The organism is Sheuella amnicola (genome assembly GCF_010499255.1).
GTDB lineage: Bacteria > Pseudomonadota > Gammaproteobacteria > Burkholderiales > Burkholderiaceae_B > Zwartia > Zwartia amnicola.
Window position 1 is genome coordinate 99389 of record NZ_JAAGRN010000010.1, and the last position, 15657, is coordinate 115045.

Sequence of the window (15657 nt, forward strand, 5' to 3'; positions counted from 1 at the left end):
ATGACATCGCCGGTTCTAATTTGTGGTTCTGTAGCTTTCGATACGATCGCCGTATTCGAGGGGCGCTTCAAGGATCATATTCTTTCCGATCGCATTCACGCACTAAATGTTTCATTCCTTGTACCTAGCATGCGCAGAGACTTTGGCGGATGCGCAGGCAATATTGCCTACAATCTGCATCTGTTAGGTGGTAAACCGGTGCCGGTCGCAACGATTGGTGAAGATGCAACCGATTATCTCGATCGATTCGTAAAGCTGGGAATTGACGTTGGCATGATGCGTGTCATTCCTGAAACGTTGACCGCGCAGTGTTTCATCACGACAGACCAGGATGACAACCAAATCAGTGCGTTTCACCCTGGCGCCATGGAGCGATCTGCCGAAAACGATCTGACCGGTCAAAAGGCCGCTTGGGGTATCGTCGCGCCGGACTCGAAGGCCGGCATGATTGCCCACGCCAAAAGGTTGAATGCTCAAGGTATTCCTTTCATCTTTGACCTGGGTCAGGCTATGCCGTTGTTCGATGGCGATGACATCAAGCAAATGATCGATTTGGCTCAAGTACTTTGCGTCAATGATTATGAGGCAAGTGTTGTCGAGCAGCGCACTGGCCAGTCGATTGCCCAGCTTGCCGAAAAACTGCAAGCCGTTGTTGTTACGCGCGGTGGCGAGGGCGCAACCTTATATACGGAAGGCCGTGATGAACACATTGATCCGGTGATTCCGGCCGATGTCATTGATCCAACGGGCTGTGGCGATGCACATCGTGCAGGACTCTTGTATGGTTTGACTTTAGGATGGTCGTGGAGCCATGCTTGTCGCTTAGGTAATCTGATGGGTTCGATCAAGATCGCCTCGCGAGGTCCTCAAAATCATGCCCCTAGCCGCGCAGCAATCAGTGCGCAGTTGCATGCCCAGTTTGGTTTGCACTTGCCATGATCACGCGTCTCATCGGACAAATCTCGAGTTTCTTCCGGCCTGCTTTTGGTGCCGTATTGGCGGGGGTGCTTATATTATCGGGGTGTGCCGGTGGTGATCGTTTAGTATCTGGGGTTAATCAGCCGGCCGGGCAACAATCGAAGTCCGGACAAACTTCCCTAGGGGTGATTTCATCGATACGCAAGATCAGTCTTCACGAAGATCGTGCTTCCGAGGCGGCTGCCAGGTCGCCTGATGTCGATGGAAAATCAGTGATCCCGCCTAGCCATGTCAGCTCCCCCAATTATGTCAGTCAGGGCAAAACATTATCGATGGTTGGTCACGTCGTATTGTCATCCTTGGCTGGCGACAACACGGATGATCAGCCCTATTCGACTGATGGTCAGGAATTGACGATCAAGCTTGATAGCGGTGGCACCAGAGTGGTTGTGCAACCCCTGAACCCGGCGCTTCAGTTGAACCAGCGAGTCAAAATCATTACTGTCGCAGGCGAACCGACAAGAGTGCAATCGGATTGATTCGTTCGATTCATTGATCCGATCGCTATGTCTTGGCCTTGCGTCATAACATTTCAGGCCTGTTGCGAACCGGGCTGGGACATAAGATTGACCTCAAGGGGCTGACTTGTGTCGAATTGAACAACGCGCTGGGGGAACGGCAAATCAATACCGGCTTGTTTAAATGCCGCCAGTATTTTGACGCGCAATTCACTAAGCACCTGGGCGATAACCAAGCCCGATTGGATTCTCATCCAGCACTGGACCGTGAAAACCAGGCCATTGTCGCCAAAATCATCCAGCGTGACCAATGGGCTCGGCGTGCCTATGATGGCAGGGTGTGTTGTACACACTTCTTGCAGAATGGATCGGACCGTTTCAACATCAGAGTTGTAAGCTACGGTCACTTTGATTTCCTTGCGTACATCAGGAGTCGAATAGGTCCAGTTGACGAGCTTATGCTCCACTAATGAGCTGTTCGGAATGAGCGTATCCGTTCCCTGAGCACCATGGATTGTTGAGAAGCGTATTCCGATCGATGTGACCACGCCCGTGACACCGTCGATTTCGACCAGATCTCCTAATCTGATAGGCTTTTCGATCAGTAGGATGACGCCGCTGATCAGGTTTTTAAGAATATTTTGGGTTCCGAAGCCCACACCGATCGCAAGTGCTCCGCCGAAGAAAGCGAAAATACTCAAAGGGATTTCGACAAGATTGAAAGCCGTTACGATCAGGGTGAATCCTGCTAACAACATCAACCAACGACCAATCACAACCGATTTGCTCGCACCCAGGTGCGCCTTATTGACGGCAATTGCCAGCATGCGTTTGATCAATCGGCTTATGATCATGAAGCCGAAAATCAGAATCATGATTGCACCGATACTTTTGCCGATCGTAATACTGCGCTTGGTCTTGAGTTCACGGCCATCGACGACAATCGTGTCATCGATCGCGAAGATCTCATAATTCCAGAACGCTTTTGCATAACCGATCACAACGACTCTAATCGTGTCGATTTTTTGTCTAAGGCTGCGGTTTGAGATCTTGGTCTGAATTTCGCCTTGAGTGATTTCCAGCAGTTGATTGACGCGACTCATCATCAGGTAGAGTGATCGGGCATTATCGATCTGGGCAGTGATGGGCTTCATCAGTTCGAGTAGAAATGCGTTCTCGGCGGGATCTTTTGTGATTTTGACCTGCTCTGTGAGTTCGAAATAGGTTTGCGATTTTTCGGCAATCATTTGCGTCAGATATTGCATGCCTTGATTCATGCGGCGCGCAATCACCAGTTGGCGCTCTTTTATCTTATCCAGCGTCTCGGCATTCAAGTTCGAGGAATACAGATCATGGCGAATATTCCAAAGTTGAATCTGAAGAGTCGCCAGTTCGATCATTGCGCGGTGTTTTTCGCGCTCAAGCCTGACAGCTTCCGCCTGTCCATCGGCCTTGCGCCACTCCCGCTTTGCCTGAGTGATGGCTTGTTGGGATGCACCTGGAGTAGACTCGATCTTGGTCAAGCGAGCTTTGGCTACGGCGGCAAGATCCAGCGTGCGATTGATGTTGCTGCTAGCCTGAGTTTCTAGCCCCCTTAATTTGGCGATTTCGGCCTCAAGATTATTTTGGGTTTTTTCCAGGTCTTCATGGCTGAACGCAAATCGATTGTCGTAATAATTCCAATTCTGTTTTTGAATGGATATGTGAGTCAGCGCGATCTGCTTTTCAGTCGAGACAACTTCTTTTTCAAGCAGCATTTCGCTTATTGATGCCGAGTTGATTTCAAGATGCCGTCTGATTGATTCTGCTTTGGTGGTCTTTTCGGGATCTGTAGCAACCTGGCGAAATTCAATTTCGAGCCTGGCTCGAGTTTTTTTCATATCTTCGATTTGCTGATCGACAATGATCAGACGCTGGCTCAGGTGTTGAACCTGGTATTGCCACTGCATAAGACTAAATTGAATTTCGTCGGCAATCTCGAGAGGCCATGGAGCTGTCCCCGCTGGAGCGTGCCAGTTATCTTTTTCTTTCTTGAGTGCGGCTGCCTTATCGGTCAGGCGTTTCAGGTCTTTAAGCGAATCGATGTTCTGAGCATAGACATCAATCAGTTTTTGCAATGTGCCGGCATTTTCCTGGGCGGCTTCCAGAGCGGGTGTGTTGGTTGCGGAAATGCTGCTGAGCTGGTTTTTTGCTTTTACAAGATCAGCTTTTGCAATATCAATTTTTTTTTGAACTTCGGCGAGTTGTGTATCAATATCCGTCGCAGTACGAGCTATCGGATTATCGGTCGCGCCGTTTGTGGGGGGAGTAGCGTTAGTTTGAGCTGTATTTTTCTGTGCGCCATTCGGGATAATCAAACTGTTGATTGGCGATCCCGGCAGCCCTTGTGCACGGCAAAGGACCGTCGATAGAGCAAGTAATCCAATTGAGACGAAGCGTAAACAGGTTTTGGAAATCATATCGAGAGCGATGAGCCGAAAAACAATTAAACACCAATTAATGCAAATACAATTCTTTTTATGATGACCATGCTGATCTGAGCCAGGATGAGTAGTGCGATCGGCGATAAATCAATCCCCCCGGGCGCGGGAAGAATTCTGCGTAAAGGGCCAAGTAAAGGCTCTGTCAGCACGCGCAAAACAGGCATGATGGTGGCCATCGGATTGACCCAAGACAGAATCGCTTGAGCTATTGTCAGGAGAATCACAAGATCCAATGCCCAGGTGGACAAAGTAATGACGGCCCCTCCGATAGTCGCCGGCAGTATGGACGCCGGCAAGATCGCGCTGTATGCGACCATCCATCTAAGTGCAACCGAAACGAATGCAACCAGGAAGGCGGCGATCAAACTCGCCCAGTCAAAGAATTTTCCGGCGTGAATGACCTTTCTAAAAGGTTGAATCAACCAGTTGGTCGCTTGATAAATGGCCTGGGATACAGGATTAAAAGGGTGTAACCGGATGGCGTGAATCCAGGCTCGTGCGATCAACGTTGCGCCGATCAGAGAAGAGCCGATTTCGATCAAAATGAGAAAAATATCGCCAAGCATGGTTCGGAAATCCCTGTAATGCTGTTTCTAAAGGCAATTGTCGCATGATGATGATTGCACTTGTTGCCAATAACAGCAACGGAAACAGATAGAAACACAAAGAAAAAACCGTCCGGCAAGCCGGACGGTTTGGTCTTGCAACCTTTAGCTAAAAGCTTACGGGCGACCGCCTGTAGGAAATGGCCATGAAGCGTTAGGGTTCACGGTCGATTTCGCAGCAGGCGCCGCTACTGCAGCAGGAGCGGCAGCCGCAGGTTTTTTAGCGGCAGGCTTTTTAGCTACTTTTTTTTTTGCAGCTGGCTTGGCAGCTGCTTTCTTAGCAACAGCTTTTTTAGCTGCAGGCTTTTTAGCGGCTACTTTCTTGGCAGCAGGCTTTTTAGCGGCAGCTTTTTTAGCTGCAGGCTTTTTAGCGGCTACTTTTTTGGCAGCAGGCTTCTTGGCTGCAACTTTCTTTGCTGCAGGCTTTTTAGCTGCAACTTTCTTGGCTGCAGGCTTTTTAGCTGCAACTTTCTTTACTGCCGGCTTCTTAGCTGCTGCCTTTTTAGCTGCAGGCTTTTTAGCTGCGGCTTTCTTGGCAGGGGCTTTTTTTGCTGCTTTCTTGGCTGTTGCCATGGTAATACTCCTTAGTTCAGGGTCCCAAACATTAAACCCGTGCTCGACTCATCCCACCATGGGACTTCGTGTCGCTCGAGTTATTCATCGGAGCAAGCCCCTACCCGACGTCGGTAGGACAGCGGTTTGCCCTAATGAATACGGCACAGCCATTTGAACTGCCTCTCGCATCAGGCGCGAACCAATTCAAATGGCACCGATGGACTGTTTTCACCGACCATCGGCTAGTACTGCAGCGTGCCAAGTTTCAGCCCGTGGTTTTATTCCCAACTGAGGGCACCACCAGTTTGATACTCGATCACGCGTGTTTCGAAGAAATTTCGTTCCTTCTTCAAATCAATCATCTCGGCCATCCACGGGAAGGGATTTTCTTCCTGCGCGAATAACGGCTCAATACCAATCTGCTGACAACGGCGGTTCGCGATGAAGCGTAAATACGACTTGAACATCGGCGCATTCAATCCCAAAACACCGCGCGGCATTGTGTCTTCCGCGTAAGCGTATTCAAGTTCGACAGCTTTTGCAAATAATTCTCGAATTTCTTCGCGAAATGCCGGAGTCCAAAGATGCGGATTTTCGAGCTTAATCGTGTTGATCAAATCGATTCCGAAATTACAATGCATGGACTCGTCACGCAAAATGTACATGTACTGTTCGGCCGCGCCGGTCATTTTATTTTGACGACCAAGCGCAAGAATTTGCGTGAATCCGACATAAAAAAACAAGCCTTCCATCAAGCATGCAAAAACGATCAGTGACTTCAAAAGCGTCTGATCGGCTTCTGTAGAGCCAGTCTTGAAGTTTGGGTCTGCGATTGCATCGATGAAAGGAATCAGAAATTCATCTTTTGCGCGAATCGATGGAACCTCGTTGTATGCGTTGAAAATTTCCGATTCATCAAGATCCAGGCTTTCGACAATGTACTGATAAGCGTGCGTATGAATCGCTTCTTCAAACGCCTGGCGCAATAAAAATTGGCGACATTCGGGTGCGGTAATGTGTCGATATGTACCGAGAACAATGTTGTTTGCAGCCAACGAATCTGCAGTCACAAAGAATCCGAGATTGCGTTTAATGATTCGACGTTCATCATCCGTCAGGCCGTTTGGATTTTTCCAAAGTGCGATGTCGCGAGACATGTTGATCTCTTGCGGCATCCAGTGATTGGCGCATGTTGCAATGTATTTTTCCCAAGCCCACTTGTATTTGAACGGCACTAATTGATTGACATCGGTCTTGCCGTTGATGATGCGTTTGTCCGCGACATTAACGCGCGTGTTGGGGTCGGCCACAACAGGCTTTTGAGTTAATCCGGGGGTCGGCAATGCAGAATCGCCAAACACGCCGGTCGCGCCACGCAGTGGTGGAGACATGGTTGAGGGAGCAACGCCAGTTGATGGCGTTGCCGGTTGGGTGGGTTCGTCGTTCCAGGTCAGCATGATTTATTCCGGTTGCAATTATTGGCAGGCTTCGCACTCTTCAAAACCCGGATCACCCGGTCGCATTGTGCAGGCTACACCAACAATTTCCGGTTCGGGAGTGGCTTGAGCAGAAGCGAATGTTCCGCTTGTCGAGCTTGCGCCCGATGCGCTGACCGCATTCAGCTCCCCACCGCGACCGGTTGATTTTTCGGCACTTGTTGCGCCGAGTGTACGCAGGTAGTAGGTTGTCTTCAGGCCGCGCAGCCATGCGAGCTTGTAGGTGTCGTCGAGTTTCTTGCCGGACGCCCCTGCCATGTAGATGTTAAGTGACTGAGCTTGATCGATCCACTTCTGGCGGCGAGACGCGCATTCGACCAGCCACGAAGGTTCGACTTCGAAAGCTGTTGCATAGAGCGTGCGCAGATCTGCCGGGACGCGGTCAATGCGGGCCAGGCTGCCATCGAAATACTTCAGGTCGGCAACCATCACCTCGTCCCAAAGCCCCAGTTTCTTGAGGTCGCGCACCAGGTGCTCGTTGACCACAGTGAATTCGCCAGACAAGTTCGATTTAACGTAAAGGTTCTGGTAAGTCGGCTCGATACAGGCAGATACGCCAATGATGTTCGAGATTGTGGCTGTCGGTGCGATCGCGATGCAATTCGAGTTGCGCATACCTTGCTTCATGATGCGCGCGCGCAGGCTGTCCCAGTCCATAGTGATGGAGTCGTCAACTTCGACATACCCGCCACGCTGTTCCCGCAATAGTTTGATCGAATCGTGAGGCAAAATGCCTTGTGACCATAGCGAGCCGTCAAAAGTAGCGTAGCGACCGCGCTCGGCCGCCAGATCGCTTGATGCGCTGTAAGCGTAGTAACAGACGGCCTCCATCGAGCGATCGGCGAATTCGATCGCTTCTTGCGAAGCGTAGGGAACGCGCATAACGTGCAGGCAGTCCTGGAAACCCATGATGCCCATGCCGACAGGGCGGTGGCGTACGTTCGAATTACGGGCTTTGTCGACTGCGTAATAGTTGATGTCGATGACGTTGTCGAGCATGCGCATTGCGATCGTGATCGTGCGCTTGAGTTTTGCCTGATCCAGCTCTTGTGAACCATCGTCGTTGCGTTTGAGGTGGGCGAGCAAGTTGACCGAGCCCAGATTGCAAACGGCGATTTCGCTATCGTTGGTGTTCAGAGTGATTTCAGTGCAGAGGTTCGAGCTGTGTACAACTCCCACATGCTGTTGAGGTGAACGAATATTGCATGGATCTTTAAAGGTGATCCATGGGTGTCCGGTTTCGAACAGCATGGAGAGCATTTTGCGCCACAGGTTCAATGCGGGAATCTTCTTGAACAATTGCAGCTCGCCACGTGCGGCTTTGTCTTCGTAGGCCGTGTAGGCGCGCTCGAACGCCTCTCCGACTTTATCGTGCAGATCCGGACAGTCGGATGGTGAGAACAGCGTCCAGTCGCCGCCCTCGATCACGCGCTTCATGAACAGATCGGGAATCCAGTTGGCCGTGTTCATGTCATGGGTACGACGGCGCTCGTCCCCGGTGTTCTTGCGAAGTTCGAGAAACTCTTCAATATCCAGATGCCAGGATTCGAGGTAGCAACAGACAGCGCCTTTGCGCTTGCCGCCCTGATTGACTGCAACTGCCGTGTCGTTCACTACTTTCAGGAAAGGAACAACACCCTGGCTTTCACCATTCGTGCCCTTGATGTGGCTGCGCATGGCGCGAACAGGAGTCCAGTCGTTGCCCAGACCGCCGGCGTACTTTGCAAGCAGCGCATTTTCTTTGATCGCTTCGTAAATTCCGTCCAGATCATCCGAAACGGTGGTTAGGTAGCATGATGACAATTGCGAATGGAGCGTGCCGGCATTGAATAATGTCGGTGTCGAGCTCATGAAGTCGAACGACGACAGGATCTGATAGAACTCGATTGCACGAGCCTCTCGGTCGATTTCGTTGAGTGCCAAGCCCATGGCGACGCGCATGAAGAATACCTGTGGCAGTTCGATGCGCTGACCGCGGATGTGCAGGAAGTAGCGGTCATAGAGCGTCTGTAGACCCAGGTAATCGAATTGCAAGTCGCGACTTGCGTCCAGCGCGGCGGCCAGACGTGGCAAGTCGTAACGCGACAGCTCGGAGTTCAGTAAACCACCGTCGACGCCTCTTTTGATGAATTTCGGAAAGTAGTTGGCGTATCGCGTGGACATTTCTTCCTGGGATGTTTCTTCTCCCAAGACTTCTTTGCGGATCGTGTGTAGTAATAGACGGGACGTGACATAGGTATATGCCGGATCGTTTTCGATCATTGTGCGCGCTGCAAGAATCGCGGACTTATAGACCTCATCGACAGGAACGCCGTCGTACAGGTTTTTCAATGTTTCTTTTTGGATGGCGGCCGTATCGACAAAATCACCCAAGCCAACCCCGGCCGACTCGATCGTGGCCTTTAGTTTTGCAAGATCCAGAGGTTTGCGTACGCCATTATCCGTGACATGCAGGGTTGCGACTTCTACCGGCCCTTGATCTTCTTGCGAGCGGGCACGTTCTTGTGCGCGACGTTCGCGATACAACACGTATGAGCGCGCAACATCGTGTTCGCCTGAACGCATCAGTGCCAGCTCGACTGCGTCCTGAACGTCTTCAATATGAAAAGTGCCGCCATTCGGGCGACTGCGCACGAGTGACTGAACGACTTGTCGGGTCAGGGATTCAACCAGCTCGCGCACGCGCGCGGAAGCTGCGCCCTGACCACCGTTGACGGCCAGAAAGGCTTTCGTCATGGCAATGCCGATTTTGCTCGGCTCGAAATTCACCACGGAGCCGTTGCGGCGAATGATGTGATACTGCGTCCACACCGTTTCAGTGATGGGTGCTTGGGGTGCGGAATAGTGAACAGCAACATCCGACGGGGATATGCTGCTAGTGGCAGTGGTGTGCATAGGGGGCTCCTGCAAAATAAGCGTGGCACGCGCCACGCCATGGTGTTTCAATCTTTGAGCTTTACTACTATATATAGTGTTTTTTCATCTCAGCGACACTAATTCTAGTGGTTCGTTGATGGGATATCAATAGTATGTCAGGTCAATTTTTTATCATCGTTAACCCTAGCCTTCAGCCATCCAGTAAAGCCGCCATCGCTTGGGTCGGAGGGTTGTCCTTTGGGCGGATCGAGGCTATTTAATTTGCCAAGCCTTGTCTTTTCAGATTGGTGAGCGTAAGCCGGATGGATATAAGTGTGGCGTAAATGCAAAAGAACAGAAACTTCGCGCTTTTTGGTAAGAAATTCTTGGAGTGAATGCGTAGATTTACTGCAATATGTAGGCAATTGATCAAACAGTATGAAATCCTGTCGGAAGTGGGGTGTGCAGTGGTGAAGCAAGTTTCGTTAAGGGCTAATGCGAAGTTTTATGGACATGGGGTTCGTAATATTTGCGCAGTTGCTTTGATATTGGGCTTGTCGGCCTGCGGCATTCCGCGCCCCGACAATTCGCAGATTAAACCCGCACCCGCAGATGCCGTGGAACCTGTGTGTAAAGCAGTTGCCAATGGCAATGCCTTGGTTGGCAACTGGTATGTAGTGACCAAACAGGCAGGAGTTGCCGGCGAGATTCAAAATCTGTTGACTTTGAGTGCCGATGGCAAGTTTCGTCAGCAGACAAGGGTCAAACAGGGGCGCAACATCAGATCCGAGCTTCGGGAAACCGGGTGTTGGGAGTCCGCAAATGGGCAGCTCGTGACGCGAGTGACCAGATCGAATGGCGAGCTGGTCGACTTTAATGATGCCATTTACACAACGACCTACATCATTGAAAAGGTAGATGCGAACCGCTTGATGTATCGCGACAGCCGTCCCAATTCCAAGTCAAACTTTGCCAAAAAGGTTCAGGACAGCTTTCGTATGTAATACCGCCGACTCAGATGCTAGCCAATCTTGCCAGCACTACGTCGCGCCCCAGTATTTCAAGAACCGCGTCGATCGCGGGGGTCTGGGTGGTGCCAGCCACTGCTACCCGCAAAGGAATGGCTAGTTGAGGCATCTTGAGAGAGTGGCTGGCCAGTATCGTTTTAATCAGTGCCGAGATTGCCTCTCGGGTCCATGTTAATTCGGCGGCCTGAATGGCAAAGTCCCTTAATGCGTTTCGAGCTGTTTGAGTCAGGTGCTGTTCCGCCAGTTCGGCCGTCGGTCCGGAAAAATCTCCACAGAACAGCATTGCTCCATCCGCAAGCTGTTCGAGCGTTTCGGCGCGGTCTTTCAATAAACCAGCGACTCGGACGAGATCAGCGCGATCGGGGTGGCCGCCACGCGTCAAGATGCGTGGCGCGACTGCCCGGGCAAGGGCCGCATCATCACTGTGTTTGATGTAATGCGCATTGACCCAGTTCAATTTTTTAGGATCCCATTGCGCCGCGGATTTGGATAAGTGTTGAGGATCAAACCACTCGACAAGCTGTTCGCGGGTGAAAAGTTCGTCATCGCCATGACTCCAGCCTAGCCGCGCCAGATAGTTGATCATCCCTTCCGGTAGGTAGCCTTCCTTGTCGTATTCCATGACGCTGACAGCTCCGTGGCGCTTGGAAAGCTTTTCGCCGTCCGGTCCGAGAATCATCGGCACGTGGCCATACTCTGGAACCGGAGCGCCAAGCGCACGCAAAATAGTGATTTGTCGAGGTGTGTTGTTGACATGATCGTCGCCACGCAATACATGCGTGATTCGCATATCCCAGTCATCTACGACAACGCAGAAATTGTATGTTGGCGTGCCGTCAGGACGGGCAATCACTAGATCATCGAGCTCGGTATTATCGAAACTGATCGGTCCTTTGACCATGTCGATCCAGGAGGTCACGCCATCTTGAGGGCTCTTGAAGCGCACAACCGGGCGACGTCCCTGAGGAATGGGGGGGAGGATTTTTCCGGGTTCAGGGCGCCAAGTACCGTCATATCGCGGCTTTTGCCCCTTTGATCTTGCCAGTTCACGCATGGCATCCACTTCTTCAGGCGAGCTGTAGCAATAGTAGGCGGTACCGGCCTTGACCATCCCTGCAACAACTTCCCTGTAGCGATCCATGTGTTGCATCTGAAAGAACGGGCCTTCATCCGGGGTCAGCCCCAGCCAGGCCATTCCGTCCAGAATGGCTTGGACCGCTTCCGGTGTCGATCGCTCAAGGTCGGTATCTTCGACCCTCAAGATGAATGTTCCGCCAAAATGACGGGCGTAAGCCCATGAGAACAGGGCAGTGCGCGCACCTCCCAGATGAAGAAAGCCGGTGGGCGAGGGTGCGAATCGGGTCCGTACGGGTTGCTTGGATGAAGTCATTGATGAAGCCAGATGCTTGATAAAAATTGTCTTTAAATCAAGAGTTCGTTGTTAAGATGGGTGTATTTTAGTTGAGAGCGCCTCCGAGATGATGTTGCGCCATGCATTTGATCCGTTATTCGAGCCGCAAAGCCTATTGGTCGTTGCGGATCGAACACTGCCGGTTATGCAATCACTGACTTCGGAAATGCGATCGCGAGTCACGGTGGTCGATTGCGTTTACGGTCGCTCGATTGATGTGCCGCAGGTCCTGAATGGCGTCCAAACGGGAGATCGGGTCGATTTAGTCCTGATCTGTGTTCCGCCTTCTGTCATCCCTCAGACGTTAACTTCGATCACGCCATTGCGGCCTCGTTCGGTTATTTTGCTCCCCCATGAGGTTGTGGATGCCTATCCGACTCGCACTGGCGATTTTTGCCGGCGCTGGGCGGCGGTGCAAGGCTGCGCCCTGCTGGGACCAAATGCGGGCGTGCAGCGTCCGCATGCAAGTTTGAATCTGTCACAGCACCCCAATCTTGCCAGGAGCGGGCGTTTGGCTGTCGTTTCCCAGTCCCGTGCGATTGCCGCGGCGCTTATCGATTGGGCTGAAGACGCGCATCTCGGCTTTTCGAGCATGGTAGCGTTGGGTGACGAAACCGTGACGCGATTGCCTCAGGCGCTGGATTATTTGGCAAGCGATCCGCGAACTGACAGCATCGTGCTGTATCTGGAAGAAATCGACCACGGTCGGGAGTTCATGAGCGCGTTGCGCGCAGCCGCCAGCGTCAAGCCAGTGATTGTATTGAAAGTGGGCAGGGGCCAGGACACTGCACTTGAAGATGCGGTGTTCGATGCCGCACTTAGGCGCGCGGGTGCAGTACGCGTGCGCTATTTTCTTCAATTGTTCTCGGCGTTGAAGGTGTTGAGTTACGCACGACGACCACAAGGAAGTCGGCTTGCAATTTTGTCCAATGGCAGTGGACCACCCCAGATGGCTTTTGACATGATCGAAGGCGGTGCCGCTCATATTGTCCAGGCGGAGCTTTCCCCCGAGACTCGTCGCATACTTGGCAAGCTGCTTGAGCCGGGAGCGAAGGCGGTCAATCCCGTTGTCACCAGACAAGCATTGACTCCGGGGTTGATGAGAGCAATGCTTGAGTGCCTGGTGGATGATTCGGGAATCGATGGGGTATTGGTGTTGCTTACGCCTGATGCAAGGGCAGAGCTCGATGAGGTCACAACCGAATTGGTCCGGATCGCGCCGCGTGCACGCAAACCCGTGATTACATGCTTCATGGGTGACGCTGACATGCGACCGTTGCGCAGACGACTAGATGATGCCGGCGCCGCATCGTTTAGAACACCGGAATCGGCCGCATATGGTTTCGGCGCCTTGGCTAGTTATCATTACAACCAGCAGTTGCTTTTGCAGATGCAACCACCCGAGCCTGTGGGCAAACTTCCGGATCTGAATGGCGTAAAGGCGATGCTAGGGCTTGCGAGGGCGCAAGGTCGAGATGAATTGTCCCAGCCGGAGGTCTTTTCCTTATTCTCGGCGTTCCATCTGCCATTGCATCTTGATGCGGGCGCAGATGAGCGGGATCTTTTGCATTTGGTGCCAATGGCACTGGAAGTGACGTTGGATCGTCGTTTCGGACCTGTTATCCGTTTTGGAGTGGGGGGACCAGCAGCTTGCCTGATGGCACTTGACGAGGCGATCGACCTACCTCCGCTAAACGGGTTTCTGGCTCGTCGCTTGGTTCATCGAAGCACCATCTGGAAGAAGATGCTTGCAGGCCATATGACGCCGAACGTATATGAAAACCTGTTGGTGACGCTGGAAAGAATATCCGACCTGATCACAGAGTTACCCGACATCGCGCAGATCAAGATTGATCCGTTATGCGCAAATAGCAGGATGCTTTATACCAGCCAGGTCAGGGTGAAACTGCGTGCGGACCCCCAGGCGACGCATCCGCAGGCCACGGGCTATATGCACATGGCAATCCATCCCTACCCATCAAACTGGGTTCAGCATAAGCAATTTGAAGATGGTCGAAAGTGGACCTTACGGCCGATTCGCCCCGAAGACGCGCAGGCCTTGCAAACATTCATCAGAGACTTGTCGGATCGGTCACGCTATATGCGGTTTGTTTCAATGATGCGTGAATTAACCCCGCGCATGCTTGCCCGCTATACCCAAATCGATTATCACCGCGAGCTTGCGCTTGTCGCGACAACATGGATACCCAATCCGGCCAATCGCGGCTTGCCGGTTGAGACGGTAATTGGTCTTGCGCATTATTTGCGCCATCCAGATGGTCGAGGGGCCGAATACGCGCTTGTGATTGGCGACAACTGGCAAAGGCGCAAGCTTGGCGTCCAGTTGATGAGCAAGTTGATTGAAGCTGCGGCCGAACAGGGGCTTGAATATATCGATGGCGTGGTGTTAGCCGATAATAAGCCCATGCTGGCATTGATGACTGGCCTGGGTTTTACAAATGACCCGGACCCTGAAGACCATACGATGCGCCGGGTCTGGCTTCGATTGGATGCTTCTTAGATCAGAACGCTGCGCAGAAATGCGCTTATGTCGTCGATTTCATCCGGACAAACCGAATGAGGCATCGGGTAGGTGTGCCATTGAACTTTGAAGCCTAGATCAGTCATTTTTTTCAGTGAGGCTTCTGCCCGATCGATTGTTACAACCGGGTCGAAGGATCCGTGCGCCATGAAAACGGGCGTATCGATATTGACCGGATGAAGTTCTTTTTCAACCATGTCGATCAAAGGCAGATAGCCGGACAGCGCCATGAGGCCGGCAAGTTTGTAGGGGGCGCGCAGACCCGTGTGCAGCGTCATCGCACAGCCTTGGGAAAAGCCTGCCAGAACAATTCGATCCGATGCGATCCCGCGGCTAATTTCTTGGTCAATCAATGCACGAACGCCTTGCTCGGAAATTCGAATGCCTTTTTCATCCTCGACGCGGACCAAATTGGGTACCAGAATATCGTACCAGGCTCGCATAGCCATGCCACCGTTAATCGTTACCGGTTGAACCGGGGCATGCGGAAACACGAATCTCACAGGTAGATTTGCAGGTAGCCGGAGTTCCGGCACGATAGGAGCGAAGTCATTGCCGTCAGCTCCAAGCCCATGCAACCAAATGACGCTATGACGTGGATTGGGGCCTGTTTCGATTTCAATGCTTGGTAGTAGGGGCTGATTCATTCAAATGTCTTCCGAGTTTGTGTCTGTCTGCGTGTCTTGCGCACTTTGTTCCTGCAAAGATTTAAGCGCTTGGAATAGTGCCCGATAATGCTTGCGTTGAGGCTCTTGGCCCGGTCTTAATTCGGCGTTGGCTGTCAGTTCCTTTCGTCCGGCTCGAATCAATGTGCGCAACTGCTGAATATCCGCGTGCGGATATTTTTCAAGTAGAGTGGTGAGCGATTGATCGTCTTTTAGCAGCTTGTCGCGCAGACTTTCCAGCCGGTGCATCGATTGAGTCTGTTCGCGCGAGCCATGCTTCCATGTTTCGAGTTGAGTTCGGATTTCGTCGGCAGGCGCATCGCGCATCAACTTGCCGACATAGTGCACCTGACGTCGCAGTCCTTCTCGGCTTGGCGTGCGTTGAGCTAGGCGTATGGCTTCATAGAGCCTCTCGGACAAGGGCAGCTGCTTGAGCCGCTCGGGAGACAATTCAACCAGTTCTTTGCCCAGATCCAAAAGCGCATGCATTTCACGTTTGATTTGGGATTTGCTGGGGCGTCCGTCGTACGGATCGAACTCGTCGTCTTCGGTTTCAGGAATTTCGTTTCTCATAGCGATA

Annotated in this window: 12 protein-coding genes; 4 read left to right on the forward strand and 8 right to left on the reverse strand. The window is 52.0% G+C overall.

What is annotated here, in order from left to right:
- Positions 1 to 939, forward strand: coding sequence for a carbohydrate kinase family protein (locus tag G3I67_RS13585; protein ID WP_163656071.1), 939 nt, complete (start codon positions 1 to 3; stop codon positions 937 to 939).
- Positions 936 to 1457: a hypothetical protein gene (locus G3I67_RS13590; RefSeq protein ID WP_163656072.1), complete on the forward strand. Its 522-nt coding sequence runs from the start codon at positions 936 to 938 to the stop codon at positions 1455 to 1457. Before G3I67_RS13585 ends, G3I67_RS13590 begins: the two co-directional genes overlap by 4 nt.
- Before the next feature lie 53 nt (positions 1458 to 1510).
- On the opposite strand, the gene G3I67_RS13595 is transcribed toward G3I67_RS13590, so the two are convergent.
- The 5 genes from G3I67_RS13595 to G3I67_RS13615 all read right to left on the reverse strand — a co-directional run bounded on the left by G3I67_RS13595 (position 1511) and on the right by G3I67_RS13615 (position 9470).
- Positions 1511 to 3895: a mechanosensitive ion channel domain-containing protein gene (locus G3I67_RS13595; protein WP_163656073.1), complete on the reverse strand. Its 2385-nt coding sequence runs from the start codon at positions 3893 to 3895 to the stop codon at positions 1511 to 1513.
- 26 nt (positions 3896 to 3921) lie between these two features.
- Entirely contained in the window at positions 3922 to 4485 is a 564-nt protein-coding gene (locus tag G3I67_RS13600; RefSeq protein ID WP_163656074.1) for a YggT family protein, read from the reverse strand.
- A gap of 156 nt (positions 4486 to 4641) precedes the next feature.
- A complete protein-coding gene (locus G3I67_RS13605; protein ID WP_163656075.1) occupies positions 4642 to 5097 on the reverse strand; it encodes a histone H1-like DNA-binding protein in 456 nt (151 codons plus the stop codon).
- A 260-nt stretch (positions 5098 to 5357) separates the two neighbouring features.
- Positions 5358 to 6536 carry a ribonucleotide-diphosphate reductase subunit beta gene (locus G3I67_RS13610; RefSeq protein WP_163656076.1) on the reverse strand — a complete coding sequence of 393 codons (1179 nt, stop codon included), beginning with the start codon at positions 6534 to 6536 and terminating at the stop codon, positions 5358 to 5360.
- Between the two features lie 18 nt (positions 6537 to 6554).
- A complete protein-coding gene (locus G3I67_RS13615; protein ID WP_163656077.1) occupies positions 6555 to 9470 on the reverse strand; it encodes a ribonucleoside-diphosphate reductase subunit alpha in 2916 nt (971 codons plus the stop codon).
- Between the two features lie 356 nt (positions 9471 to 9826).
- Here G3I67_RS13615 and G3I67_RS13620 point away from each other — a divergent pair, with 356 nt between their 5' ends.
- Positions 9827 to 10435 carry a hypothetical protein gene (locus G3I67_RS13620; protein ID WP_163656078.1) on the forward strand — a complete coding sequence of 203 codons (609 nt, stop codon included), beginning with the start codon at positions 9827 to 9829 and terminating at the stop codon, positions 10433 to 10435.
- A 10-nt stretch (positions 10436 to 10445) separates the two neighbouring features.
- On the opposite strand, the gene gltX is transcribed toward G3I67_RS13620, so the two are convergent.
- Complete coding sequence (gene gltX / locus G3I67_RS13625; protein ID WP_163656079.1) at positions 10446 to 11849, reverse strand: glutamate--tRNA ligase; 1404 nt, start codon at positions 11847 to 11849, stop codon at positions 10446 to 10448.
- Positions 11850 to 11940: 91 nt separating this feature from the next.
- Here gltX and G3I67_RS13630 point away from each other — a divergent pair, with 91 nt between their 5' ends.
- The gene (locus G3I67_RS13630) at positions 11941 to 14391 is read left to right on the forward strand and encodes a bifunctional acetate--CoA ligase family protein/GNAT family N-acetyltransferase (protein ID WP_163656107.1); all 2451 of its coding nucleotides are present in this window, start codon (positions 11941 to 11943) and stop codon (positions 14389 to 14391) included.
- Here the strand turns inward: G3I67_RS13630 and G3I67_RS13635 are convergent.
- Both G3I67_RS13635 and yjgA read right to left on the reverse strand, forming a co-directional pair.
- Positions 14388 to 15059 carry an alpha/beta hydrolase gene (locus G3I67_RS13635; RefSeq protein ID WP_163656080.1) on the reverse strand — a complete coding sequence of 224 codons (672 nt, stop codon included), beginning with the start codon at positions 15057 to 15059 and terminating at the stop codon, positions 14388 to 14390. The genes G3I67_RS13630 and G3I67_RS13635 overlap by 4 nt on opposite strands.
- Positions 15060 to 15650, reverse strand: a complete 591-nt coding sequence (yjgA, locus tag G3I67_RS13640; RefSeq protein ID WP_163656081.1) for a ribosome biogenesis factor YjgA — start codon at positions 15648 to 15650, stop codon at positions 15060 to 15062.
- Positions 15651 to 15657: the final 7 nt, after the last annotated feature.

What these genes read in the sequence shown, in the direction of transcription:
- G3I67_RS13585 (WP_163656071.1), top strand. Translation starts at nt 1, where the DNA reads ATGACATCGCCGGTTCTAATTTGTGGTTCTGTAGCTTTCGATACGATC.
- G3I67_RS13590 (WP_163656072.1), top strand. Translation starts at nt 936, where the DNA reads ATGATCACGCGTCTCATCGGACAAATCTCGAGTTTCTTCCGGCCTGCT.
- G3I67_RS13595 (WP_163656073.1), bottom strand. Translation starts at nt 3,895, where the DNA reads ATGATTTCCAAAACCTGTTTACGCTTCGTCTCAATTGGATTACTTGCT.
- G3I67_RS13600 (WP_163656074.1), bottom strand. Translation starts at nt 4,485, where the DNA reads ATGCTTGGCGATATTTTTCTCATTTTGATCGAAATCGGCTCTTCTCTG.
- G3I67_RS13605 (WP_163656075.1), bottom strand. Translation starts at nt 5,097, where the DNA reads ATGGCAACAGCCAAGAAAGCAGCAAAAAAAGCCCCTGCCAAGAAAGCC.
- G3I67_RS13610 (WP_163656076.1), bottom strand. Translation starts at nt 6,536, where the DNA reads ATGCTGACCTGGAACGACGAACCCACCCAACCGGCAACGCCATCAACT.
- G3I67_RS13615 (WP_163656077.1), bottom strand. Translation starts at nt 9,470, where the DNA reads ATGCACACCACTGCCACTAGCAGCATATCCCCGTCGGATGTTGCTGTT.
- G3I67_RS13620 (WP_163656078.1), top strand. Translation starts at nt 9,827, where the DNA reads ATGCGTAGATTTACTGCAATATGTAGGCAATTGATCAAACAGTATGAA.
- gltX (WP_163656079.1), bottom strand. Translation starts at nt 11,849, where the DNA reads ATGACTTCATCCAAGCAACCCGTACGGACCCGATTCGCACCCTCGCCC.
- G3I67_RS13630 (WP_163656107.1), top strand. Translation starts at nt 11,941, where the DNA reads ATGTTGCGCCATGCATTTGATCCGTTATTCGAGCCGCAAAGCCTATTG.
- G3I67_RS13635 (WP_163656080.1), bottom strand. Translation starts at nt 15,059, where the DNA reads ATGAATCAGCCCCTACTACCAAGCATTGAAATCGAAACAGGCCCCAAT.
- yjgA (WP_163656081.1), bottom strand. Translation starts at nt 15,650, where the DNA reads ATGAGAAACGAAATTCCTGAAACCGAAGACGACGAGTTCGATCCGTAC.